Origin of the sequence: Caballeronia sp. LZ035 (genome assembly GCF_031451175.1) — a bacterium.
In the GTDB taxonomy this organism is placed as follows: domain Bacteria; phylum Pseudomonadota; class Gammaproteobacteria; order Burkholderiales; family Burkholderiaceae; genus Caballeronia.
Window position 1 is genome coordinate 2769449 of record NZ_JARUXS010000001.1, and the last position, 19601, is coordinate 2789049.

Annotated in this window: 32 protein-coding genes; 22 read left to right on the forward strand and 10 right to left on the reverse strand. The window is 59.5% G+C overall.

Annotation, left to right across the window (positions count from 1 at the left end; genetic code table 11):
- Positions 1-29: 29 nt before the first annotated feature.
- Positions 30-1073: an HNH endonuclease signature motif containing protein gene (locus QCE88_RS12970; RefSeq protein ID WP_309902414.1), complete on the reverse strand. Its 1044-nt coding sequence runs from the start codon at positions 1071-1073 to the stop codon at positions 30-32.
- Between the two features lie 251 nt (positions 1074-1324).
- Here QCE88_RS12970 and QCE88_RS12975 point away from each other — a divergent pair, with 251 nt between their 5' ends.
- From QCE88_RS12975 to QCE88_RS13010, 8 genes are all read left to right on the forward strand, one after another.
- A complete protein-coding gene (locus QCE88_RS12975; protein ID WP_309902416.1) occupies positions 1325-1657 on the forward strand; it encodes a metalloregulator ArsR/SmtB family transcription factor in 333 nt (110 codons plus the stop codon).
- Positions 1654-2121 (forward strand): ArsI/CadI family heavy metal resistance metalloenzyme, encoded by a 468-nt coding sequence (locus QCE88_RS12980; protein WP_309902418.1) that lies wholly within the window; start codon positions 1654-1656, stop codon positions 2119-2121. Before QCE88_RS12975 ends, QCE88_RS12980 begins: the two co-directional genes overlap by 4 nt.
- Positions 2118-2639, forward strand: coding sequence for an arsenate reductase ArsC (locus QCE88_RS12985; protein WP_309902420.1), 522 nt, complete (start codon positions 2118-2120; stop codon positions 2637-2639). Before QCE88_RS12980 ends, QCE88_RS12985 begins: the two co-directional genes overlap by 4 nt.
- Positions 2626-3693, forward strand: a complete 1068-nt coding sequence (arsB, locus tag QCE88_RS12990) for an ACR3 family arsenite efflux transporter (protein WP_309902422.1) — start codon at positions 2626-2628, stop codon at positions 3691-3693. Before QCE88_RS12985 ends, arsB begins: the two co-directional genes overlap by 14 nt.
- 9 nt (positions 3694-3702) lie before the next feature.
- Positions 3703-4530, forward strand: coding sequence for an arsenic resistance N-acetyltransferase ArsN2 (arsN2, locus tag QCE88_RS12995; protein WP_309902424.1), 828 nt, complete (start codon positions 3703-3705; stop codon positions 4528-4530).
- A gap of 15 nt (positions 4531-4545) precedes the next feature.
- Positions 4546-5310 carry an arsenical resistance protein ArsH gene (arsH, locus tag QCE88_RS13000; RefSeq protein WP_309902426.1) on the forward strand — a complete coding sequence of 255 codons (765 nt, stop codon included), beginning with the start codon at positions 4546-4548 and terminating at the stop codon, positions 5308-5310.
- Complete coding sequence (locus QCE88_RS13005; RefSeq protein ID WP_309903576.1) at positions 5279-6526, forward strand: MFS transporter; 1248 nt, start codon at positions 5279-5281, stop codon at positions 6524-6526. Before arsH ends, QCE88_RS13005 begins: the two co-directional genes overlap by 32 nt.
- A 90-nt stretch (positions 6527-6616) precedes the next feature.
- Positions 6617-6916, forward strand: a complete 300-nt coding sequence (locus QCE88_RS13010; RefSeq protein ID WP_309902428.1) for a hypothetical protein — start codon at positions 6617-6619, stop codon at positions 6914-6916.
- A 3-nt stretch (positions 6917-6919) separates the two neighbouring features.
- On the opposite strand, the gene QCE88_RS13015 is transcribed toward QCE88_RS13010, so the two are convergent.
- From QCE88_RS13015 to QCE88_RS13045, 7 genes are read right to left on the reverse strand one after another with little or no spacing between them, the layout of a single operon-like run.
- Positions 6920-7315: a hypothetical protein gene (locus QCE88_RS13015; protein WP_309902430.1), complete on the reverse strand. Its 396-nt coding sequence runs from the start codon at positions 7313-7315 to the stop codon at positions 6920-6922.
- 13 nt (positions 7316-7328) lie between these two features.
- Complete coding sequence (locus QCE88_RS13020; RefSeq protein ID WP_309902432.1) at positions 7329-7496, reverse strand: hypothetical protein; 168 nt, start codon at positions 7494-7496, stop codon at positions 7329-7331.
- Positions 7486-7992 carry a hypothetical protein gene (locus QCE88_RS13025; protein ID WP_309902434.1) on the reverse strand — a complete coding sequence of 169 codons (507 nt, stop codon included), beginning with the start codon at positions 7990-7992 and terminating at the stop codon, positions 7486-7488. Before QCE88_RS13025 ends, QCE88_RS13020 begins: the two co-directional genes overlap by 11 nt.
- Positions 7985-8233, reverse strand: coding sequence for a hypothetical protein (locus QCE88_RS13030; RefSeq protein ID WP_309902437.1), 249 nt, complete (start codon positions 8231-8233; stop codon positions 7985-7987). The genes QCE88_RS13025 and QCE88_RS13030 overlap by 8 nt, the downstream gene beginning before the upstream one ends.
- A 26-nt stretch (positions 8234-8259) precedes the next feature.
- Positions 8260-9315 carry a hypothetical protein gene (locus QCE88_RS13035; protein ID WP_309902439.1) on the reverse strand — a complete coding sequence of 352 codons (1056 nt, stop codon included), beginning with the start codon at positions 9313-9315 and terminating at the stop codon, positions 8260-8262.
- Complete coding sequence (locus tag QCE88_RS13040; protein WP_309902441.1) at positions 9305-10213, reverse strand: lambda-exonuclease family protein; 909 nt, start codon at positions 10211-10213, stop codon at positions 9305-9307. The genes QCE88_RS13035 and QCE88_RS13040 overlap by 11 nt, the downstream gene beginning before the upstream one ends.
- Entirely contained in the window at positions 10179-10529 is a 351-nt protein-coding gene (locus QCE88_RS13045; protein ID WP_309902443.1) for a DNA-directed RNA polymerase subunit alpha C-terminal domain-containing protein, read from the reverse strand. The genes QCE88_RS13040 and QCE88_RS13045 overlap by 35 nt, the downstream gene beginning before the upstream one ends.
- A gap of 804 nt (positions 10530-11333) precedes the next feature.
- Here QCE88_RS13045 and QCE88_RS13050 point away from each other — a divergent pair.
- The 11 genes from QCE88_RS13050 (at position 11334) to QCE88_RS13100 (ending at position 16735) form a co-directional block, all read left to right on the forward strand.
- Entirely contained in the window at positions 11334-11555 is a 222-nt protein-coding gene (locus tag QCE88_RS13050; protein ID WP_309902445.1) for a hypothetical protein, read from the forward strand.
- A gap of 4 nt (positions 11556-11559) precedes the next feature.
- Complete coding sequence (locus tag QCE88_RS13055; RefSeq protein WP_309902447.1) at positions 11560-12381, forward strand: hypothetical protein; 822 nt, start codon at positions 11560-11562, stop codon at positions 12379-12381.
- A 4-nt stretch (positions 12382-12385) separates the two neighbouring features.
- Positions 12386-13411, forward strand: coding sequence for a hypothetical protein (locus QCE88_RS13060; protein ID WP_309902449.1), 1026 nt, complete (start codon positions 12386-12388; stop codon positions 13409-13411).
- An 82-nt stretch (positions 13412-13493) separates the two neighbouring features.
- On the forward strand, positions 13494-13994 hold the full coding sequence (locus QCE88_RS13065) for a hypothetical protein (protein WP_309902451.1): 501 nt from the start codon (positions 13494-13496) through the stop codon (positions 13992-13994).
- Positions 13991-14227 (forward strand): hypothetical protein, encoded by a 237-nt coding sequence (locus tag QCE88_RS13070; RefSeq protein WP_309902453.1) that lies wholly within the window; start codon positions 13991-13993, stop codon positions 14225-14227. The genes QCE88_RS13065 and QCE88_RS13070 overlap by 4 nt, the downstream gene beginning before the upstream one ends.
- Positions 14224-14550: a DnaB-like helicase N-terminal domain-containing protein gene (locus QCE88_RS13075; protein ID WP_309902455.1), complete on the forward strand. Its 327-nt coding sequence runs from the start codon at positions 14224-14226 to the stop codon at positions 14548-14550. Before QCE88_RS13070 ends, QCE88_RS13075 begins: the two co-directional genes overlap by 4 nt.
- A complete protein-coding gene (locus QCE88_RS13080) occupies positions 14547-14774 on the forward strand; it encodes a hypothetical protein (RefSeq protein ID WP_309902457.1) in 228 nt (75 codons plus the stop codon). Before QCE88_RS13075 ends, QCE88_RS13080 begins: the two co-directional genes overlap by 4 nt.
- Positions 14771-14989, forward strand: a complete 219-nt coding sequence (locus QCE88_RS13085) for a hypothetical protein (RefSeq protein ID WP_309902459.1) — start codon at positions 14771-14773, stop codon at positions 14987-14989. The genes QCE88_RS13080 and QCE88_RS13085 overlap by 4 nt, the downstream gene beginning before the upstream one ends.
- A gap of 7 nt (positions 14990-14996) precedes the next feature.
- The gene (locus tag QCE88_RS13090) at positions 14997-15548 is read left to right on the forward strand and encodes a RusA family crossover junction endodeoxyribonuclease (protein ID WP_309902461.1); all 552 of its coding nucleotides are present in this window, start codon (positions 14997-14999) and stop codon (positions 15546-15548) included.
- Positions 15545-15784 carry a hypothetical protein gene (locus QCE88_RS13095; protein WP_187605721.1) on the forward strand — a complete coding sequence of 80 codons (240 nt, stop codon included), beginning with the start codon at positions 15545-15547 and terminating at the stop codon, positions 15782-15784. Before QCE88_RS13090 ends, QCE88_RS13095 begins: the two co-directional genes overlap by 4 nt.
- Positions 15785-15793: 9 nt before the next feature.
- Positions 15794-16735 (forward strand): hypothetical protein, encoded by a 942-nt coding sequence (locus tag QCE88_RS13100; protein ID WP_309902464.1) that lies wholly within the window; start codon positions 15794-15796, stop codon positions 16733-16735.
- Here QCE88_RS13100 and QCE88_RS13105 read toward each other — a convergent pair.
- Together QCE88_RS13105 and QCE88_RS13110 are read right to left on the reverse strand one after the other, a co-directional pair.
- A complete protein-coding gene (locus QCE88_RS13105) occupies positions 16732-17544 on the reverse strand; it encodes a DUF2971 domain-containing protein (protein WP_309902466.1) in 813 nt (270 codons plus the stop codon). The two genes, QCE88_RS13100 and QCE88_RS13105, sit on opposite strands and share 4 nt — an antisense overlap.
- A 49-nt stretch (positions 17545-17593) precedes the next feature.
- Entirely contained in the window at positions 17594-18325 is a 732-nt protein-coding gene (locus tag QCE88_RS13110) for a hypothetical protein (RefSeq protein ID WP_309902468.1), read from the reverse strand.
- A 256-nt stretch (positions 18326-18581) separates the two neighbouring features.
- Here QCE88_RS13110 and QCE88_RS13115 point away from each other — a divergent pair, with 256 nt between their 5' ends.
- Genes QCE88_RS13115 through QCE88_RS13125 form a run of 3 tightly spaced genes read left to right on the forward strand, consistent with a single transcriptional unit; the run spans position 18582 to position 19549 of the window.
- On the forward strand, positions 18582-18854 hold the full coding sequence (locus QCE88_RS13115) for a hypothetical protein (RefSeq protein ID WP_309902470.1): 273 nt from the start codon (positions 18582-18584) through the stop codon (positions 18852-18854).
- Positions 18855-18869: 15 nt separating this feature from the next.
- On the forward strand, positions 18870-19205 hold the full coding sequence (locus QCE88_RS13120) for a hypothetical protein (RefSeq protein WP_309902472.1): 336 nt from the start codon (positions 18870-18872) through the stop codon (positions 19203-19205).
- A gap of 38 nt (positions 19206-19243) precedes the next feature.
- Positions 19244-19549, forward strand: a complete 306-nt coding sequence (locus QCE88_RS13125) for an HNH endonuclease signature motif containing protein (protein ID WP_309902474.1) — start codon at positions 19244-19246, stop codon at positions 19547-19549.
- Positions 19550-19601: the final 52 nt, after the last annotated feature.

Here is a 19601-nt window from a genome sequence, read left to right on the forward strand (position 1 = left end):
ATATCGATCGCGACGGTAGGCCCGCGCAGTCAAACTTGCCGAAATTCGATCCGATGGGTCTTCAGGCAAACATCGCCCGAACGCACGCGAAATTCCCACACTCCTAATTCCGCTACCTTGAACGACACTGCGCATCGAGCAGCCCGTCTAGGCGTGAGGTCCTGATTCGAATTGCCTTGAATGTCGATCGTCTGAATTCCTACGATCTCACCCATAGGTGTCACAACGTCAAGGTTAAGGCGGATCAATGCATCCTCTTCTATCCCGAGCGTCTCGACGACAATCACAAAATTGACTGTTAGGTCAGCAGGCAAGCCTGCGACTCGACAATGGCCCCATCCGGCACCGAGAACATTGAACAATCCCTCGCCTGACGTCGCCTCTGCTGCGAAGACGCTCGAGACTTCGAATCCGGCGTGGATTTCTCGGGCATCTACTGCTCGGCCAACGAAGACAATCGCGCCTGCACCACCGCCGCCGCCGCCGGGCAGCACTCCGTCGCGACCGTTTGCATTTACTTCCGCTCCAGCAGGCAAACGATGGCTACCAACAATCGTTAGCACGCCTCCCGCGCCGCCGCCGCCGCCCCAGTGACCGCCTTCTCCACCTACGCGAAAAACGGCTTGGCGGAAGTCCATATGAACTGCGTTCTCTTCATAAACTGCGCTCTGCTGGATCAACACCGTTGCCTGCTCATCGGAGAGTCCGGTTTCAGTTGCGCTACTACTCTGCTCGGCCGCTACCTTAAGACTCTTGAGATACACGGCGGAGTAGGTCGCCTCATTCCCTTTCTCGTCGACCAACTTGTGATGCGTGCCGCACATGAGAATGAGATTTTCGAAGTCGTGTATCTGCTCCGGTGACAGCCCTTCGTTGAACCGAGGGCCTCCCTCGCTCTGCGCGTGGATATGGCAAATCTCACCAAGGACGGTTTGCGTAGCTGGGTCGATCACAGGTGTCGAACAACCCGGGAAAGCGCAACGGTTCATGGATACGGCGAACAGACGCTTGACCGTTGCAAGGCGCGGTGCAGACAGCGGGCGCGGAGAGTCACTGCGGGAATTCGATGTCATGACAGGGCACGGGAAAGACGGTCCGACATAGTAGCAATCTCGGTTACCGGATGGTAGGCAGTGCGTCATCGTGCAGGCCGCCGCATGACCTGACACGGTAATAGAAAGACCGTGCGTCCCTCCGGAGTTAATCGGGAGGCTCCTTGAACTCCGCTGTCGGTTTCCGGATTGAACTGGCGGAAATTCGGCTTTGATACCCGTCGTTTCAACAATTCTTGAAATGTTGCAGCGAATGGGCTATCGTTCGGGGCATGAACTCAGACATCGTTGTTCGCGCCTTGAGCGCCTTGGCTCACGAATCCCGTCTCGCAATATTTCGCTTGCTCGTCGTCGCTGGGCCAGACGGCATGGCTGCGGGCGAAATCGCGCAGCAGCTTGAGCTATCGCCTTCCAAACTGTCGTTTCACCTCAAAGATTTGTCACACGCGGAATTGGTGAAGCCACGACAGGAAGGGCGTTTCGTCATCTACACGGCGAACTTTGATGCCATGACAGGCCTGATCGGTTTTCTCACAGAGAACTGCTGCGCTGGTGCGCCCTGTGCCGCGAGCAGTTTGCCCAACTGTTGCGGAGATGAATCATGAAGCGCATGCACATTCACGTCGCAGTCGATGACCTTTCGGCGAGCATCGCGTTTTACAGCGCCATGTTCGGAAACGCCGAGCCAACAGTGCTCAAGGACGACTATTGCAAATGGGAACTTGACGATCCACTGGTCAACTTTGCGATCTCGAAGCGCCGTGCGAAACCCGGGGTTGATCACATTGGCATTCAGGTTGAAACCGACGACGAACTGGCCGAAATGAACGCGCGCTTCGCAGCAGCTCGTCTGCCCGTAGAGAAGCAGACAGCTACGACTTGCTGTTACGCGAAGTCCGACAAGGCGTGGACGGTCGATCCGCAGGGGGTCGCATGGGAAACGTTCCGCACGCTGGACTCGGCACCCGTCTACGGTGAATCGCACACCGACCTTACCCCGGCTAGAGAACCAGCGGACGCCTGCTGCGTTCCGACGCCATCCACCATCTCATTCAGGAGCCGCGCGTGAGCGAGCACCCGTATTCCGTCCTCATCCTCTGCACCGGCAACAGCGCACGCAGCATCATGGCCGAAGCACTCTTCAATGTGCTCGGCAAGGGAAAGTTCCGCGCATACAGTGCAGGCAGTCATCCGTCCGGAACCGTCAATCCGTTTGCCGTGGAGCAGTGCAAGTCGCTCGGCTATGACACTTCGCAGATGCGCAGCAAAAGCTGGGATGAGTTCGCGACCCCTGACGCGCCGCAGATGGACTTTGTCATCACTGTGTGCGATCAGGCAGCGGGCGAAGCCTGTCCGCTTTGGCCGGGCAAGCCGATGACCGCTCATTGGGGTTTCCAAGACCCCGCTGCGTTCGATGGGTCGGATGAACAAAAACGCGCGTTCTTCAACAAGATTTATCGGCTGATCATGAATCGCGTCAGCCAGTTCGTGAACCTGCCGCTACACGTACTGGACCGAAACGCAATCCAGCACGAGATGCGCGCAATTGGTGACCGGCCAGCAGAGGCGACCGATGAGCAGCACTAGCCCGCAAACTGGCGCGACCCGTCCTGCCATTGGTTTCTTCGAGCGCTATCTGACTGTTTGGGTTGCGCTATGCATCGTGGCAGGCGTGCTGCTCGGCCAGCTTTTACCAGCCGTCTTTCAGGCCATCGGCAGCATGGAAGTCGCTCACGTGAATCTGCCAGTCGGCATCCTCATATGGGTGATGATTATTCCCATGCTCGTCAAGATCGACTTTGCCGCGATGACTCAGGTAAAGAGCCAGTGGCGAGGTATCGGTGTGACGCTGTTCGTCAACTGGTTCGTCAAGCCGTTTTCGATGGCACTGCTTGGCTGGATTTTCGTTCGGCATGTGTTTGCCGCATGGTTGCCTTCCGACCAACTGGACAGCTATATCGCCGGTCTGATTCTGCTTGCTGCCGCGCCGTGTACCGCGATGGTGTTCGTGTGGTCACAGCTGTGCAAGGGCGACCCTTACTTCACTCTTTCGCAGGTTGCGCTTAACGACTCCATTATGATCGTTGCGTTCGCGCCGCTGGTGGCGTTGCTGCTTGGCCTGTCCGCGATCACCGTGCCGTGGGACACGCTGATAACGTCGGTCTGCCTGTACATAATCATCCCGGTCGTACTCGCACAACTGCTGCGCCGACATCTCCTCTCACGCGGCGAGGAACATTTCCGTAAGGTCGCCGCAGCGCTCGGGCCGTACTCCATCTGTGCGCTGCTGGCGACGCTCGTTCTTCTGTTCGCGTTTCAGGGCGAGGCAATCGTTCAGCAGCCGTTGGTCATAGCAATGCTGGCGGTGCCTATCCTCATTCAGGTATTTCTCAATTCGGGGCTGGCCTATGTCCTGAACCGGCGACTTGGCGTCGCGCATTGTGTTGCGGGGCCATCTAGTCTGATCGGTGCGAGCAATTTCTTCGAACTGGCTGTCGCAACGGCAATCAGCCTGTTTGGTTTTCACTCGGGGGCCGCGCTGGCAACGGTAGTCGGCGTGCTGATTGAGGTGCCCGTGATGCTGCTGGTTGTCGGCATGGTGAACCGTTCGCAGCCCTGGTATGAAGCCCGCAGGTCTTGAGGAAAAGCGATGAGCGTCACCATTTACCACAACCCCGATTGTGGACCGTCACGCAACGCACTTGCATTGCTGAGAGACGCCGGGGAAAGTCCGCGAGTTATCGAATATCTCAAAACGCCGCCAGATCGCGAAACGCTCGAACGGTTGATCGCTGGAAGCGGCCTGACGGTTCGGGAGGCGATCCGCGTCAAAGGCACGCCATATCATGAACTGGGTCTCGACAATCTTGAACTGAGCGACGCCGAGTTGATCGAGGCGATGCTGCTTCACCCGATCCTGATTAACCGGCCGTTCGTGACGACCGCACGCGGCACGGCTCTCTGCCGGCCGTCTGATGTCGTGCTGGACCTGCTGGACAAGGTTCCCGATCGCGAAATCCTGAAGGAAGAAGCAGTACCTTTCATCGTCTGTGAGCCGGTCTCCGGTAGTCAACAGGCGCTGGCGGACGCACTGCGCGAGGCATCGCTACCCACTGATGACCTAAGCGACCACGGCCGTACGTTCTACGTGTTCCGCTCGCTCTCGGGACTGCATCTTGGTTTCGGCGGACCGGAAATTTACGGCAAGGATGTACTTATCCGTTCGCTGGTTGTGCCTGAAGCGCGTCGCGGCGCTGGGGTTGGACGCAACGTGCTCGCTGTGCTACTTCGCGAAGCATTCGATGCTGGCGCACGTACCGCGTGGCTATTCACTACGACCACCGCAGCATTTTTCGAACAGGCAGGCTTCAAATTAGCCAGCCGCGAAACCGCGCCGCCTGCCATTCTCGCCACCAGACAGGCATCCAGCTTGTGCCCCTCTGGCGCTGCACTGCTGTCGCGCGCCATCTCTCTCTAGTAGTCGGTGCTTTCCATGTCCCATGATCTTCCAAACGTCAGCATTCCACACTTGCAGATACCGGATCTGACGAAGCTTGAGCCACTTTCGACCTCGCAACACGCGCCGCGCATCCTGCTGCTGTACGGTTCCCTAAGGCAGACGTCCTACAGCCGACTGCTGACGCTGGAAGCCGAACGCATCCTGCGGCACTTCGGAGCCGAAACTCGGGTGTTTGATCCTCACGACCTGCCAATAGTCGATAGCGTAGGCCCGGAACATCCGAAGGTCGTAGAGCTTCGCAAGCTGTCGGAATGGTCCGAAGGTCAGGTCTGGTGCAGTCCCGAGAGGCACGGAACGCTCACGGCGGTGTTCAAGAACCAGATCGACTGGCTGCCGCTCGAAAGCGGCGGCGTTCGCCCGACTCAGGGGCGTACGCTCGCCGTCATGCAGGTTAGTGGTGGTTCGCAGTCTTTTAACGCAGTGAATGCGCTACGTGTACTTGGCCGCTGGATGCGCATGGTGACCATTCCCAATCAGTCGTCAGTCGCGAAGGCATGGCAGGAATTCAATCCGGATGGCCGGATGAAGCCGTCCGCTTACTACGACCGGGTGGTCGATGTGATGGAAGAACTTTACAAGTTCACGTTGATGGTGCGCGACCGCTCGGACTACCTGACAGATCGCTACAGCGAGCGAAAAGAAGCGCACCCAGAACTTGCGGAGCAGCTGGCCGCGACAGCTATGGACCATGAAACTGATGCCGCAAATGCCGACACCGACGACAGCGAAACTGAATAGCGGCGTCGTCGCGACCGGCGCACTTGCTGCGGCACAACTTGTGTCGTGGGGTGCAATCTACTATGCGTTCTCGCTCTTCGTCGTGCCGATGGAGAGTGCAATGGGATGGAGCCGAACGGCGACCAATGCGGCGCTCTCAGCCGGTCTGCTTGTCTCCGGGCTGGTAGCTTACCCGGTGGGTACGTGGATCGATCACGGTCATGGTCGACGGGTTATGGTCGGCGGCTCTCTGCTCGCTGCGGCTATGCTGGGCCTCTGGTCGCAGGCCGAAAGCATCGTCACCCTGTTCGTCGTCTGGATAGGACTTGGCGTTGCGATGGCTGCAACGCTTTACGATCCCGTCTTCGCGATAGTGACACGTGACTATCCTGACAGCTACCGGTCAAAGATCACGCTCATAACTCTGGTGGCGGGATTCGCCAGCACTGTCTTTATCCCACTGACGCAAGGCCTCATTGGCTGGTTTGGTTGGAGAGAGGCGTTGCAGGTGTTAGCCGCATTGAATCTCGCAATCTGTCTACCACTTCACTTTTTTGCTATTGGACAGGAAGCGCCCCGTCGAGACGATACTCTCTACAGGTTCGAATTGAAGGCGATCAATCAGGCGGCAACAAGGCGCGCGCTTCGGACGCCAACATTCTGGGCGCTTGCCGTGTGCTTCACGGCCTACTACGCAACATTCGCGGCATTAACGTTTCATCTCGTCCCGCTCATGATGGAGAGGCAGGTATCGCCAGCGGCGATTCTTGTAACAATGGCCGTCATTGGCCCAGCGCAGGTGTTTGCGCGTGTAGTGTGGTTCGCGTTTGGTCGTAATGTTCATCCGTCGATTGTCGGCATCGTCATCACGACCGCGTTTCCTGCCTCGGTCGTTGTTCTTATGTGCGCCGGTACGTCACTGGAAATGCTGATCCTGTTTGCGATCGTGTACGGCGGTGCGAACGGCATGATGACCATATTGCGCGGAACAATTGTTCAGAACGTCATGTGGACGGAAGGTTACGGCGCCGTAAGTGGGTTGCTCTCGATGCCTTCAAATATTGCCAAGGGCGTCGCGCCAATCTCTGCTGCTGCCGTCTGGGCGGCTGGAGGAAGCTATGTACCCGTGGAATGGACAGTGCTGCTAGTGTCTCTGGTTTCAGCGGGGGCGTTCATCCTCGCGATGCGTTTCTCATCGGGAAATTGCGCCTGCGGGCGTCAGGTCAACCTAGAGTGAACGAACGAGCTTTCAAAAGACCTGCTCGAATCGAGGCGTGTGATTTGAACACGATCGCAAAGTTGTACATGCGCAGTCAGGGGCAAACGGATGGGAAACAAGGGTAGCGTCACGCTCGGGGAAGTAGCAGCACGCGCGACTCATATCGAGGTCGCGTGTACTCGTTGCGAGCGGCGCGGACGCTATCGCCTGTCGCGGCTGGTCGCGACGCACGGCGATGATTTCAGCATGACGGACCTCGGGGCGGAGCTTGCCGACTGTCCGAAACGCAACGAGTCGGTCGGCAAGCGATGCGACGTGTATTTTCCCGACCTCATAAAGGTCATGGGCGGCGACGACGCGCCCACAGAAACATCCACGCCGCGCAACGGCATGGATGACGACGATTGACCGTCATGGCTTCGACCCGGCCTGCATTTTCTGCTGCTTCAATGCCTTTGCCTGAGCCGCTTTCTTGAGCACGTAAGCTCGCAGGTCGTTAGTCAAAAAATAGAAATTGTTCTTGCCGAGCGTGAACGGCGCGGGGAAGTCCGGGTCATTCGACTCAAGCCATGCAATCGTCATCAGTGACTTGCCGAGCAACTTCGCCGCGCCCTTGCGATCGACCATCTCGATATCGGTGTCGGTTAGCGGCGCAGGAGCGTGTAGGTCCTCAGGCGGCGGCGCAACGGGCAGCGCGCTCGCTGCCGCAGGTTCCTGCACGGAGACCGGCTCGTCGGGAACGATCGGATTTTTGCGGGGCCGACCCGGCCCGCGCTTCGGTGCTGCGTTGATCGTTAAATCATTCATCGTCGTGCCTCACTCAGGGCGCGGTGTGGATCAGGTACAGGATCGCCCAGGACGCCGCCACGATCGCGAGCACTATCAGCACGATGACCAGAAGCGTCAGTATCCCGCTGACGACCTGCGCGACCAGCGGGAGCTTGCGCGGAGCCGGATGAATGACAGGCGGCGGCAGGTCATTCATCATCGGCGGCCTCGTCCTCGTCGCTGGCCCCGCTCGTGTCGAGCGTGCCTTTCACCGCATGCTTTAACACGGTCATAATCTTGGCCGCTTCGTCCTCGTTCGGGTAGACCTGCAAGCGGCACACGACGCCGCAGGTCCCGCCCTCACGCGGGCTAAGCCGCAGCTTGTTCAGTTTGCCATCGGTGAGCAGTAATTCGTTTTTCTTCGCGCCGAGGTGCAGCACGAGCGAGACCGGGCTGACGCTGCCGTTCCACGAAAGCGGCCCGAGGGACGGGAACCGCAGGTGCGGCAAGTGCCCGCCGTCCTGGCCGAGCAGGTCCGGGTCGTCATCGCCTTGGAACAGTGCGGGCCGCAGACTGCCGTCGAGCTTGTCGAGGCTCGTGTTCGGTAGGTCGGTTTCGATCTTGAGATCCATCGCCAGGACTTCATCGTCGCCGTGCAGTTCGCTCCTGACGTTGACGTGCGTAATGCGTAGCTCGTGCTGCTGGAAGTCAATCATGGCTGCTCGGCTCCTGTGACATTCTGCTGATGACGACCTGCGCCTTGGCGAACGATATCGCCTCGCGATGCAGGCATTCGAGGGCAACGCAGGCGAGTTCTTCGGGCAGGTCGGCGATGGCCTGCTCGATGTTGAGCATGACGAGCATGCCGCCGAAGAACGCCCGCTGCATATCGGCAAGCTGCCCGTCATCGGCGTCAGGTGGAACGTTCGCACGAGCGAAGCGGCGGAACTCGGTCACAAGCACGTCCGACGAGTAATAAATGGTCATGACGCCGCCCCGGCATCGCCCCTGTCATCGAGCCGCTGCATCGCTGCATCGAACATGCCGCTGAGTTCCTTACGCTGGGCGTCGTCCGCGACCTGTGAAATCAGGTCCGCAGCCGCTGCGAGTGCGTCGCGATCGCCGCGTCGCTCGGCGGCGTCCATTGCGGCAGCGACCTCGGCATAGCTCACGCTCGGCGGCTCGCCCTTCGTGCCTTCCTTCGTCTCTCTGCCCTTGCCCTTGGCCGCGCTGAGCTTCGCCTGATAGTGCGAACGCGCACGTCCTTTTTCGTCCTCGTCGGTGAGCTTCGATGCAAGCTCGCCGGCCGCTTTCAGGGCCTCGGCGTTCGTGGCATCGTCGATCGCCTTGATGACCTGTGCGAGCGTGACGCGGCGCAGCTTGCCCTTGATCGAGTCGCCGCGTGAAGTCGGCGGCGCACTTGCGCCGTTCGTGCCGTGTGACCCGCTGCCGATCACTTCACCGGTCACCGGATCGACCTGCTCGACCTGTCCCATGTCGATCGCTTCGCGCACGAGTTCTGCGATCGGCAGGCCACGCAGCACGTCCGGGAACTGATCGCGCAGCGCGAAGCCGCGCGCCCGCATCTGCAACATGCGCGGCGGGTACTTCTGCCAAACATCCTTGCCAATCAGGCCTGCCGTCTGTGCGTCGCTCAGGCTGAAACGCTGGGTTTTGTCGGCCTTGCCGTGGCGCTGTGCGATGCAGACTGCCGTCAGGTCCGCTGTGCCCTCGTGCTCGAAATACTCGATCACGTCTTTGCATGCAGGGCTGGCGGTCACGAGCGCGAGCACGGCATCACCCCAAAGCGAAGGCCGGTTGCCGATGACCGCAATGTTCTGCAACGACTGCATCGGCTTCAGGCCGAGTTCGTTGCCCCATTGCATGGCGACTGCGCAGGCCTCGGGCTTGCCGTTGTAATCCTTCGGCGCGAGGCCGCTTGACGCGACCATGCGCGCAAACTCCATCAGCTCGTCGTAGGTGCGCGGCGCGAGGTTGCCGCCTTCCTCGACGCCGCTCGGAATTACGTCATTCGTCATTGCTGGCTCCCTTCGCTTTGGAGAATCGGAAATCGACGTACTGTGTCGCCTCGACTGAGTACGCCTTGCGCTCGATGACCTTGCGGCGGTACTCGCCGCCGATGTTCAGCTTGCCGATCGCGGCATCGGCCATCAGTTCGAGTAGATGCGCCTTGCAGCCATCGACGATCGCCTCGTAGCTGTCCTGTTTTTTCTTCGCGCCCTGCATCGTGAAATGCCAATGCACGGCTTCATCGGGCAAGGCCACGATGCCGCCGCCTGTGCCGGGATAGAGCTTTTTGAGCAGCGGCAGCGTGCTCGCGTTGTCGTAGTCGAACTCAGGCGGGTTCTCCTGCTCGACGTGCTGCCAGAAGTCGTGTTCGTGCTCGACGATCAGTTCGATAATTTCCGGGTCGCGCTCGATGTGATAGCGGCGCAGCTCGTTGCCGCCGATACAGGCGATCAGGTCCCACTCGGGATAACCGATGACGGCCATGTAGTGATGGCATTGCAGAAAGAACCGTTCGGGCACGAGGTCCGAACCGTCCTCGCCCCACTCACCGGACATACGCACGATCAGGCGATCGACGTTCTTAATCTCGACGCCGCGCTTGATGCCGCGCACGAGCCGATCGACGTTGGCCCGCATGAACGGGTACTTCGGATGCACGAGCGACTGATGCCGCTGGTAAAGCTGCAAGCCGTATTTCTCACTCGCCCAGGTGGCGATCGCCGGTTCGATATGACGACCAGCGGCCATGCGCTCGTTGTCCTCTATCTCGGGCAGGTTGCCGAGCTTGCGTTCCCATAGCTCGCGGCTGGTCAGGTGCGGATCGACACCGAGCGCAGCCGCGCACTCGCTGCCGCCGATGCCGAGGTTGCGCTCAGCGAGCCATGCCGCTCGATCGACTTTGTTCATCGGTTGCCTCCGATAGCGCAAGGCCATGCTCGGCGAGCGCGGCTTGCAGAATGTGGATGGAGCGCATGCCAAGGCCCGGAACATGCAGCAGGCCCGGAACGGACTGCTGCATAAGCTTCGCAAGGCTGCGGATACCGGCGTCACGCAATGCGTTGTGGACCTGCTTGGGCAGGCCGAGCGCAGCGAGCGAGCGCGGTCGGCGTTTCGTGGGTTTCGGTTGCAGCGCGGCGGGCTGTTCCGCCTTGTCGATCAGATCGTCGATCAGCATGCGTGCGCTGCGTAGCTCGTCGATCGTGCTGTGCACGCCGACGGTCATGTTCGCGCGTTTCTTCATTGCAATTTCGCCTGTAAAAACGGTGTCGTCCGTGCAGTCCGACTTAATACAGACAGGGCATTGCGGGCGGCTGATTAGTGAAAGCTCTAATAAGCGTTTTAATCACGGTCACTGTAATACCGCAGCGATAAACGTCTCGCATGCTTTACAGGAATTGCATTGAAGCGACGGCCATTCGCGTTAAATGCAGGCTTTGAAAAATAGCGCCGTTCGTGCAGAAAGTGAAGCGCGAATTTAAGCGAAGGTTGTCAGAATCAATTGTTGCAGTTCTGAAGTAATGAGCTAAGAAAGCTAAAGCTCTGTGTGAACTTCGTGTGGCAAACGTAAGCGGGCGAAAGCATGCACTACGTACACATGTTCTACGAAGTCTGAAGATTGGGCGGGCATCGCGCTTGCGGTACGCGTACGCGCTAGGTGGTTTCCCTAAGAACTCCTGCGTAAGAGAGAATTTCAATATTTATCACACGACTACGGGCACGAAATTTTTCGTGCCATGTCAACGATTAGTGTGAAAAACGATTCCTAGTGTTTCCCCTTATTCGAGTAATAAAGACAAGGCTTTGATTTAGAAAATCGCGTTCGAATGGATTAGAAAATGCATTAGTCGTTTCAGAACGGGCATGAAACTTTTCACTTGCTAATGCATATCGCACGAACCTAATCTTTCGCTTACCCCGATCACTCTTTTAAACGCGTGCATTGCACGGCCACGCATCGGCACGCCTCCGATTAATTGACCGGTCCATTATTGACGCCTTTCCCCGACTCCCGCCTAAAGGATGCGACATGACTGCCGAACCTGTCGAACCAGTCCGCACGTACCGCCAGCAGCAATGGCGTGACGCCCATGAACGTGTCGAACAGCAGGTCGGTGACCTGTTCGGCTGGTGGTGTGCGATGCGCGTGCAAGGCCGCATCACGTCATGTAGCGACCTGAGCCTCGCAGGCCAGCTTCGCAGCGTCAATGCCGTGCAAGTCATGCCCTTGCCCCTGAGCTTTAACGGGTGAGGTCATGACCCATTCCGCCGATCGTGTGACCGCCTCGGACGGTCGCACGTACCCGAAGGATCGAGCCGCCCATCGTGCCGCGATCCGGGCAGCGATCGAGGCGAACCCGCAGCAGACCAACACCGCGATCGCCAAGACCTTGCAGACCTCTCGCGATACGGTCATCGACGTGCGCAAGTCACTGACCGATATCGTCGATTCGCGATACGTCGCCATGTGTACGGCGATCGCCGAATGCGCAAAGGTTGACGAAGTCAAAGACCTGCGTGACAAGGCCGTTGCGCTTGAAGTCTATGCGAGGCAGGCGAACAACTTCGAAGCCGAGCGCACCGCTCAGGAAATCCGTGTGCGTGCTGAGCGGCAGTGCGGCAAGCTCCTGAAGGCCACAACGAAATCAACCGGCGGCGATCGTGCTGGGTCTGGTCGTCCGAAACAAACAGCCCCTGCCATTTCGGCAAGGGCTATTGTGCCGCCGACACTGGCAGAGCAAGGCATCACGTACAAGCAGTCGTCACAGTGGCAGCAGCTTGCGGACGTGCCCGACGAAACATTCGAACAGGTCGTCGCGGACAAGTCGGAACCGATCACGGCATTGCGCATCATCGAGACGCACAGGCCGCCGAAAGCTGCTGATCAGCCGACGCCTGCGCCTGTGAAAAAGGCCGATCCGAACGCAATGCATCTGTGGGCTGTGCTGCGTGACCTCGTGAAGTTCCTCGAAGGCATCGACCTGCAAGCGACCATGCAGGCCATGCCCGAGCAACTGATCGACGATGTGCGCAAGCATGCACCGCTTGTCGTCGGCCACCTGCGCCGTGTCGCCTGAGGTCATGATGGCCCGCATTCGCACAGTGAAACCGAAGCTGTTCACGCACGAAGCGCTGTACGACGCCGAGCACGAAAGCGGCTTGCCGTTGCGGCTCGCGTACATAGGCCTGTTCACCGAGGCCGATCGTGAAGGCCGGTTTCAGTGGCGACCGCGCACCTTGAAAGCCGCGATTTTGCCGTTCGACGACCTCGATTTTTCATGCGTGCTCGATGCCTTGGAACGTGACGGCTTCATCGCTCGATACGTTGCATCGAACGGCGACGAGTTAGGTGTAATCCCGACCTTCCGAAATCATCAAGCGATCAACGCCAAAGAGCCGCAATCACAACTTGAAGCGCCGGACGAAGCGCTTATGAATCAGCTACTTGCGCACGCGTACTCGACGCGTGAGCCACGCGTGAGTCACGCGAGGTTGCCGAAGCACATGACTTCACGTGCGGAAGGGAAGGGAAAGGAAGGGAATGGAAAGGAACAAAACCTTAAACCCGAGGGTGCTAACGACGACAACGGTCAACCTCGCGTGCGCGCACGAGGCAGTGGCGCTGTGTCGTCGTCCCCCGCCTTGCGGGTTGCAGCGGACGACGCCGACGCCATCGCCCGAGCATCGGTGAGCGTGCAACGGGCACGGCAGGCGATCGCCGATGCGGTCGTTGCCGACCTGCGAGATCACGGCGTGCAGCGGGTCGCAGCTGCGCGTGAGCCGATCGCCTACGCCGTGAACGCCGGGGCGACGCTCGACCTGTTCGCGGAAGCTCGCAAGGTCGGCGCACGCAGCAAGGGCGAAGCACCCGTGACGGCGAACTTCGTGCTCGGCATCGTGCGCAACTGGCTCGCCGAAGGCCACACGCCGAGGGGCGCGAACGGCCACACGAAGCCGCTGACGCCTGTGCAGCAGCGTGAGGCCGAACGTGCTCGGGTCATCCACGGCTTGACCGGCGTGCGCTCACCTGCCTACGACGAGCCGCCGCACGCCGTGACGATCGACATGCCTTCGACGGAGAGAGACGATGACCCGCAGCGTTCCTGAGCATTGGGTCGAGCGGCTGTTCTCGCGCATGGCGAGCATCTACGGCTCGCAGCGCGTCGCCGACATGTGGCAGGGCCTCGACATGGACGAGGTCAAGACAACGTGGCGGGCAGGCCTTGCCGAGTTCAACGACGAAGCCCTGAAGCGTGGCGTCGCTGCCCTGTTTCACGAAAAGTCACCGCCCGACCTGCCGCGCTTCCGCCAGCTATGCCACCCGACACCGCAGCAGTTCGTCACGCACACGGCGCTGACCGATCAGCGTCATCGCATGACGCCGGAAGGCTTTGCACAACTCAAACGCATCAAGGGGCTTTTGATGGCGAATCCTGCATACCTGCCGAACAGCCATCGGGCCGATGGCATCCAATGGGCGTACAAGCTGCTCGACAAGGCGACGCGCGGCCAAGCGAACGCGATGCAGGTCGCCTTCGCCGAAGATGCGATTCGGCGCTGGAAGGCATCGCATCATGTCGCCGACCGCGAGGGCGACGATGAACTGACAGACCTGCCGCGACGTATCCCGTCGCCGCACATTTACGGCGACTGCGAACCGGGCAGCGATGACGAAGAGGCAGCAGCATGAGCACGTTCGCGACGATCAGTGCAAGGCGCTTGCGTTCGATGGAGTTCCCGCTGACCGAGCAGGAACGCCTGTCGATTGCGACGCTGATCGACGTGCTGAACCATGACGTGGGCCGCTGCCATGACTGCCTGCATCGCATCGCCGAACTGCTCGGCGATATCGAACCCGGCACGGACCTGACCGTAGCGCTGCCGGTGCATATCCTCGCGCGGATCAACGGAGAAAAGTCATGAAGTTCGAACACGACCGGCGCACGCGGGCCGAACAGAACGTGCTCTCGGCACTGCTGCGCAAGTCCGAAAACATCCGGCATTGCATGCAGCTTCGCAGCAGCGACTTTTCGCACGATCAGCACGGCATGATCTTCGCCTCGATCCGCTCACTGATCGCAAGCGGCGAACCGGTCAACGTCGAGACCGTGCATGCGCACCTGCTGTCGTGGCATCGGGTCAACGTCTCGACCTATGCTTACCTGCTGACGCTTTCCGAACTTCGTGTCGCGACATGCAACACCGGCGTCTATGCCGCCGCGATGCTCGAACGGAGCAAGCCATGAAGCTGACGCTTGACCTCGGCGGCGAACGTCCGCTTGTGACAGCCGAAGGCGAAGCCGTTGCAGGTGTCGTGCGTGCCGATGTTGAGGTCACGCCCGACGCATTGCCGACCCTCGTGCTGCGTATCGTGGCCTTCCGCCTGGTGGGCGGCGACCTGCCGAAGGTTCCGAACTTCGGCGGCATGGTGCGTGTTCATCGCGATGACGAACCAAGGAGCGAATCATGAGCAAGCGGGCTAAAGCGAACAGCAAGGCGATCGGCGATGAACTCGCCGAACAGCCGGTCGATGCATGGGTTCCCGACTACGACCATGCCTGCGAGAACTGCGGCGAAACGCCAGTCGTGACCGGCGTGCATCGCGGCGTCGTGGTAGTCGCGACCGGCATGTGCGGTATTTGCACATGGGGCGAAGCGGCCTGTCTCGATCCTGCCGAGTGGTAAGCCGGTCATGGCTCGCGCGACCTTACCTGTGCCGAAGCCGCCCGCCGACATGCTGCCGTTGTCGCAGCCGGTCACGCTGACGCTGCCGTACCCTGTATCGAGCAATCGCTACTGGCGCACGTATGTCGTTGCAGGTCATGCACAGACGGTCGTCAGTGCCGAAGCGAAGGCCTATCGGCGTGAGGTCGCATGGCTGCTCAAGGTTGCGAAGATTCGCGAGCCGGTGTTCGGTCGTGTTGCGCTCACGGTCGTGCTGCATCCGAAGATGCCGCAGGACGCGGTACAGCGCATGCGCAAGTTCGGCGACCGTTGGGAGGATGACGTGTCGTGCATCGACCTCGATAACGCCCTCAAGATTTTGATTGACTCGCTCAAGGGCCGCGTCTTTCTCGATGACCGGTTCGTGTGGAAGATCGACGCCCAACGCGGCGAGCCGAAGGCCGAAGCGCATGTCGTCGTGACGATCGCCCACGTGCCGTATCACGAACCGCAGCAGGCGCTTTTTGAAACGATGCCGCAGCAGGTCAGCGGCTTGATTGATGACCCATTCGAATCATGATGAATACCGGAGTCGTAATGATCGTGAGAAGTGAAGCGATGCGGCATCACCTTGCCGCCGACAATCAACGCCTGCGCGAAGCACTAACCCTGATCGCTGATATCGCCGAAGGCAGCACGACCGCAAACAGCCTGCCGAACATTGCCCGACTCGCGCGCAATGCTCTGCTGAGCGCAGCGCATGAGAACGAAGCCTTGCGCCATCCGGCGCATAAACCGCGGGAGACGACGACATGAGTTCCAACCATGAACGCAGCAACGCACCGGCAGCGCCTGCCGATCCGCAAGCACCGACAGCCCCTGTCGCCCCGGTTGCGCCTGTCGCACCTGTCGCACCTGTCGCGCCTGTCGCTCCTGCTGCACCGGCTCAGCCTGCTGCGCCTGCGCAGCCAGCGCAACCGGCTCAGCCTGCGGATGCGCCGAACGCGCCGTCGCAGGAGCGGTCACAGGATCAGGGCCAGCGCGATCGTGACACCGCCGAGGATGCGGAACGCGCCGAGCATGACGAAGGCAACGACACCGAGGAAGGCAATGCGCGGTGAGACTTTTCGGGACGTGAACGTGGCGCTCTCGACCAGCTACCGGATGGCCGAATATCCTGCGATCGACGCAGGTGCGACCCGCCGTGCGCTCGTCACCATTGCCGCCGTGCGTCCCGCGCGCAGTCGCATACAGGCAGATTGGGTTCGTGAACTGATCGGCCACCCTTCGCGCGTGGTGGACCTGTCCGGCCTCACGCGCCTAGAAGCCCGCGCGCAGTGTGCGCTCGTGCGCAAGGCGGTGACGTGCCGCCTGTCGCACGCCGAAGCCTATGCGATCATCGCGCGGTATTCCCTAACCCCCAGCGAGAAGCAAATGGGCGTGTCCGGGCTGGTCGCGCATGTCTCGGCGATCAGTCGGGCTTCCCATCACGCCGACATATTCGCCGACCCGCTCGCCAATCCTGTGTGGGATTTGCTCTGGCGGCGCTACCTGCCGCCGCGCTACGGTGACGGCCTCGCATTGCGTGAGATTGCACGCCGCACGCATACGAGCAAGTCGACACTGTCGCGGCGCGCAGCCGAGTTAGACGTAATGCTGGACGAGCTTGAATGGCGGGCACTTGGCACGCTTGAGCAGTCGTTCGTGTCCGAGGGCCTGTGCGAGGCACTGTCAGCCTGCATGATGCAGGATCAGGATCAGGACTAGCGTCCGTGATATAGGTCAGTGAACCCGAGGCCGTACACGTCAGTAAGTCGCAGTGCACGTCGAACCGATACACGCGGTCGATGCTGAAGTACCGCTTCGACAATGGCATCGGCTTGGTCATCAGTGCAGGCACACCCGATGATGATGCGTTCAAGCGAATGCTCACTCAATTCCACGAAACCTCCATTTGCTGTCGGGACGCCCGGTGATGCGTATTGAGGGTTCTTCGCGATCACGCGAAATTCCCGTTCATAGTCCCATATTCTCGACTTCGTTAAGAGCGCTTTGGTCATCGCATCATTTTCATGTTCGGGCAGCGTACTGAGAGGCAGTCGGTCCTGATAGTGCACCTGACATGCTCCGATGAAAGGCTCACTACGCACGTTGAACTGAAGGCAGATGCCTTTGTGGTCCTGCGTGTAGTGCGACCACATGAGCATGTTCTGATCGGAAGGCGTCAGGCAGTAGACGCGATACTCGTCGTTGATGCGATTGTCGATGCCGCGTGAGCAGTCCTCGACCAGAAATCTGAGGTAGTCGTGATTGCGTCGAAGTTCATCGGCGTCCGTGGTGCGGGCCTGAGGGAGCCGCATGAACCATGCGATATGTTCCTCGCGTCCTGCTTCGGTCTCCAAGGCCGACAGATCAAACCACGGACGACAGTCCCACGGATCATTGAACGATCGAGGACTCGACATGTAAATTCTGTTTGTTCGCAACATCGCCTCAAGCCGCGCAGGCCCCTGATCGCCATAGGCCTGACAGTGATAGAGATGCCTAATTCGTAGCTGCTCGGCAGTAGTCGTCATACCCGTCCTATAGAAAAGTCACCGTAACGGAACATGTGCAGCGCGGTGCTCAATCGCCGCCTTGAGGCTCATTGAGAAAGGGACAACCCACCAGAAGCGCTTCAGCAACGGCCTCGAGAAATGCATCTAGCCGCGTTGCTCGATTTCGAACGCGCCGGATCCACGCTCTCGTTACCTTTCCATAGTACAAACGCTCTTCTTCTTTCCACCCTTTGTTTGGAAAGGCGATCTCATTGAAGCCCGCCAGGAAAACTCGATGTATATCGAGGTCGGCAAACTTCACGAAGTGGTGAATTTGATTGCGCTCACGTATCTCCTGATCAAACTCTTTCGCAAAACGCTTGATGAATGGACCAAACTGAATTCCATGCTTAGGCACTGAGGCATCTACTGCATCCACAAGGTACTTAAGACGTTCTTTGAATTGATAGATGCGATTGAAATAAAGTTCGCACACGTTGCTCAAATGTTCATGTCGCGTAACCGGCAGTCCTCTAAACGGAAACCGGCGAAAGTAATATTCACAAGTTTTGAACGCGAGAACGAGATCGTACAGTTCTAGAAACCGTGTCACGACGTCGTGCTGCAACTCGATGTCGGTCGGCAATGGGATGGGCTTCCCTTCTCCGATCGGGTCTTCAAAATCCATCGCGGCCACCATGTTCGCGATTCTCGCTTCCTTCCAGCCGGGAACGGTGTCGAGCCTTCTAATAAACCGTGCCGTAGCGTCGAGCATCCGCTCGTGCGCTGTCTTTTCAGTGTCGGTTGTCGTGCTTTTCATTTCAGCGCTGTTGAAGTTTAGTCAGATGACGTCCTTTTGATCGTGCTTGTATGTCGGCGCAGTCGGCATGAGTGATTGCCGGGACAGTCATTATGATCGAGTCGAGAACTTCGACGATTTGCGACTGTACGAAGCGACCTTGCGCGGCTGGGACAAATTACCTATGCTTTGGCCAGAGTGGGAGTTCTACGGCTTCCTGCTTCGGTAATCAGTCCGCTTCCTCGGCAAGGGAGCGGACTTTTTTTTGGGGTTCGCGATGACGAAGTTCGGACGCTGGCTGGCTGACCTGATCGGCGCGCCGCTCGTCACGTCGATCGAAACAGCGTCGCTCAATCCCGGCGACCTGCTGATTTTCCATCTGCCCGACAGCCTCTCGCAGGATCAGGTAACGGCACTACGCGAGCAGCTTGCGTCGCGACTGCCGACGACGATCAATTGCTGCCTGATTGTCGGCGACGATATCCGCGTCGATATCGTTCGCGTCGTTGATCCTGCCAGCCGCCCGATGCAGCGGCCTATCGGTGGATAGCCTCTAGGAGGTCTCATGCTGACGATGGAGCAAGCGCGCGTCATGCGCGGCGACAAGCGCCTGAGTGGTGACCGGAACCAGTGCGCCGGTTGCGGCCTGCTGTTCAATTCGACAAGGGCCTTCGATAAGCACCGTGCGGGAAGCTATGGCACAGGTGACGGCCTGCCTGCTGCCCGCCGCTGCCTGAGCCGTGAAGAGATGGAACAGAGTGGTATGGCACTTAATGCACAGGGCTTCTGGGTCACTGAGCGCCAACCCGAGGCCTATCTCAATCAGCTAGAGCAGCAGAAAGCTGCGGTAGAAGCTCTAGAAGCCTCTGGCAACCCGTCACAGGTACTAGCACAGCAGTAAGGCCTGCCAAAGGCTACTAGCAAAACGGTCTCCCCGCCATGTCTACTGACCAGCCCCGCGTACAGGCCCGTACTCGGGGCCGTGTCTGGCTCAGGATCAGGGCAAGGCAACTGCGCGACCATCCGCTGTGCGCTGCCTGCATGAGCAAGGGCTTTATCACTGCTGCTCAGGAAGTCGATCACGTCTTGCCCTTGTTTAAGGGCGGCACTGATGCACCGGCCAACCTTCAGTCGCTCTGCATCCCCTGTCACGAACTCAAGACACGCGCCGACCTCGGTCTGCGTGCTGGCGGCTGCGACCTGTTCGGCTCGCCGCTCGCTCCGACCTTGCCGCGTTCGCCATGACCTCATGCCGCGCCGTCGCGACTCGCGGGACGGTCGTGGGGGGGCATTTGTA

Excerpts from the sequence above, each read along its gene's own strand:
- QCE88_RS12970 (WP_309902414.1), bottom strand. The coding sequence starts at position 1,073 with ATGACATCGAATTCCCGCAGTGACTCTCCGCGCCCGCTGTCTGCACCG.
- QCE88_RS12975 (WP_309902416.1), top strand. The coding sequence starts at position 1,325 with ATGAACTCAGACATCGTTGTTCGCGCCTTGAGCGCCTTGGCTCACGAA.
- QCE88_RS12980 (WP_309902418.1), top strand. The coding sequence starts at position 1,654 with ATGAAGCGCATGCACATTCACGTCGCAGTCGATGACCTTTCGGCGAGC.
- arsB (WP_309902422.1), top strand. The coding sequence starts at position 2,626 with ATGAGCAGCACTAGCCCGCAAACTGGCGCGACCCGTCCTGCCATTGGT.
- arsN2 (WP_309902424.1), top strand. The coding sequence starts at position 3,703 with ATGAGCGTCACCATTTACCACAACCCCGATTGTGGACCGTCACGCAAC.
- arsH (WP_309902426.1), top strand. The coding sequence starts at position 4,546 with ATGTCCCATGATCTTCCAAACGTCAGCATTCCACACTTGCAGATACCG.
- QCE88_RS13005 (WP_309903576.1), top strand. The coding sequence starts at position 5,279 with ATGCCGACACCGACGACAGCGAAACTGAATAGCGGCGTCGTCGCGACC.
- QCE88_RS13010 (WP_309902428.1), top strand. The coding sequence starts at position 6,617 with ATGGGAAACAAGGGTAGCGTCACGCTCGGGGAAGTAGCAGCACGCGCG.
- QCE88_RS13015 (WP_309902430.1), bottom strand. The coding sequence starts at position 7,315 with ATGAATGATTTAACGATCAACGCAGCACCGAAGCGCGGGCCGGGTCGG.
- QCE88_RS13020 (WP_309902432.1), bottom strand. The coding sequence starts at position 7,496 with ATGATGAATGACCTGCCGCCGCCTGTCATTCATCCGGCTCCGCGCAAG.
- QCE88_RS13025 (WP_309902434.1), bottom strand. The coding sequence starts at position 7,992 with ATGATTGACTTCCAGCAGCACGAGCTACGCATTACGCACGTCAACGTC.
- QCE88_RS13035 (WP_309902439.1), bottom strand. The coding sequence starts at position 9,315 with ATGACGAATGACGTAATTCCGAGCGGCGTCGAGGAAGGCGGCAACCTC.
- QCE88_RS13040 (WP_309902441.1), bottom strand. The coding sequence starts at position 10,213 with ATGAACAAAGTCGATCGAGCGGCATGGCTCGCTGAGCGCAACCTCGGC.
- QCE88_RS13045 (WP_309902443.1), bottom strand. The coding sequence starts at position 10,529 with ATGACCGTCGGCGTGCACAGCACGATCGACGAGCTACGCAGCGCACGC.
- QCE88_RS13050 (WP_309902445.1), top strand. The coding sequence starts at position 11,334 with ATGACTGCCGAACCTGTCGAACCAGTCCGCACGTACCGCCAGCAGCAA.
- QCE88_RS13055 (WP_309902447.1), top strand. The coding sequence starts at position 11,560 with ATGACCCATTCCGCCGATCGTGTGACCGCCTCGGACGGTCGCACGTAC.
- QCE88_RS13060 (WP_309902449.1), top strand. The coding sequence starts at position 12,386 with ATGATGGCCCGCATTCGCACAGTGAAACCGAAGCTGTTCACGCACGAA.
- QCE88_RS13065 (WP_309902451.1), top strand. The coding sequence starts at position 13,494 with ATGGACGAGGTCAAGACAACGTGGCGGGCAGGCCTTGCCGAGTTCAAC.
- QCE88_RS13070 (WP_309902453.1), top strand. The coding sequence starts at position 13,991 with ATGAGCACGTTCGCGACGATCAGTGCAAGGCGCTTGCGTTCGATGGAG.
- QCE88_RS13075 (WP_309902455.1), top strand. The coding sequence starts at position 14,224 with ATGAAGTTCGAACACGACCGGCGCACGCGGGCCGAACAGAACGTGCTC.
- QCE88_RS13080 (WP_309902457.1), top strand. The coding sequence starts at position 14,547 with ATGAAGCTGACGCTTGACCTCGGCGGCGAACGTCCGCTTGTGACAGCC.
- QCE88_RS13085 (WP_309902459.1), top strand. The coding sequence starts at position 14,771 with ATGAGCAAGCGGGCTAAAGCGAACAGCAAGGCGATCGGCGATGAACTC.
- QCE88_RS13090 (WP_309902461.1), top strand. The coding sequence starts at position 14,997 with ATGGCTCGCGCGACCTTACCTGTGCCGAAGCCGCCCGCCGACATGCTG.
- QCE88_RS13095 (WP_187605721.1), top strand. The coding sequence starts at position 15,545 with ATGATGAATACCGGAGTCGTAATGATCGTGAGAAGTGAAGCGATGCGG.
- QCE88_RS13100 (WP_309902464.1), top strand. The coding sequence starts at position 15,794 with ATGAACGCAGCAACGCACCGGCAGCGCCTGCCGATCCGCAAGCACCGA.
- QCE88_RS13105 (WP_309902466.1), bottom strand. The coding sequence starts at position 17,544 with ATGACGACTACTGCCGAGCAGCTACGAATTAGGCATCTCTATCACTGT.
- QCE88_RS13110 (WP_309902468.1), bottom strand. The coding sequence starts at position 18,325 with ATGAAAAGCACGACAACCGACACTGAAAAGACAGCGCACGAGCGGATG.
- QCE88_RS13115 (WP_309902470.1), top strand. The coding sequence starts at position 18,582 with ATGACGAAGTTCGGACGCTGGCTGGCTGACCTGATCGGCGCGCCGCTC.
- QCE88_RS13120 (WP_309902472.1), top strand. The coding sequence starts at position 18,870 with ATGCTGACGATGGAGCAAGCGCGCGTCATGCGCGGCGACAAGCGCCTG.
- QCE88_RS13125 (WP_309902474.1), top strand. The coding sequence starts at position 19,244 with ATGTCTACTGACCAGCCCCGCGTACAGGCCCGTACTCGGGGCCGTGTC.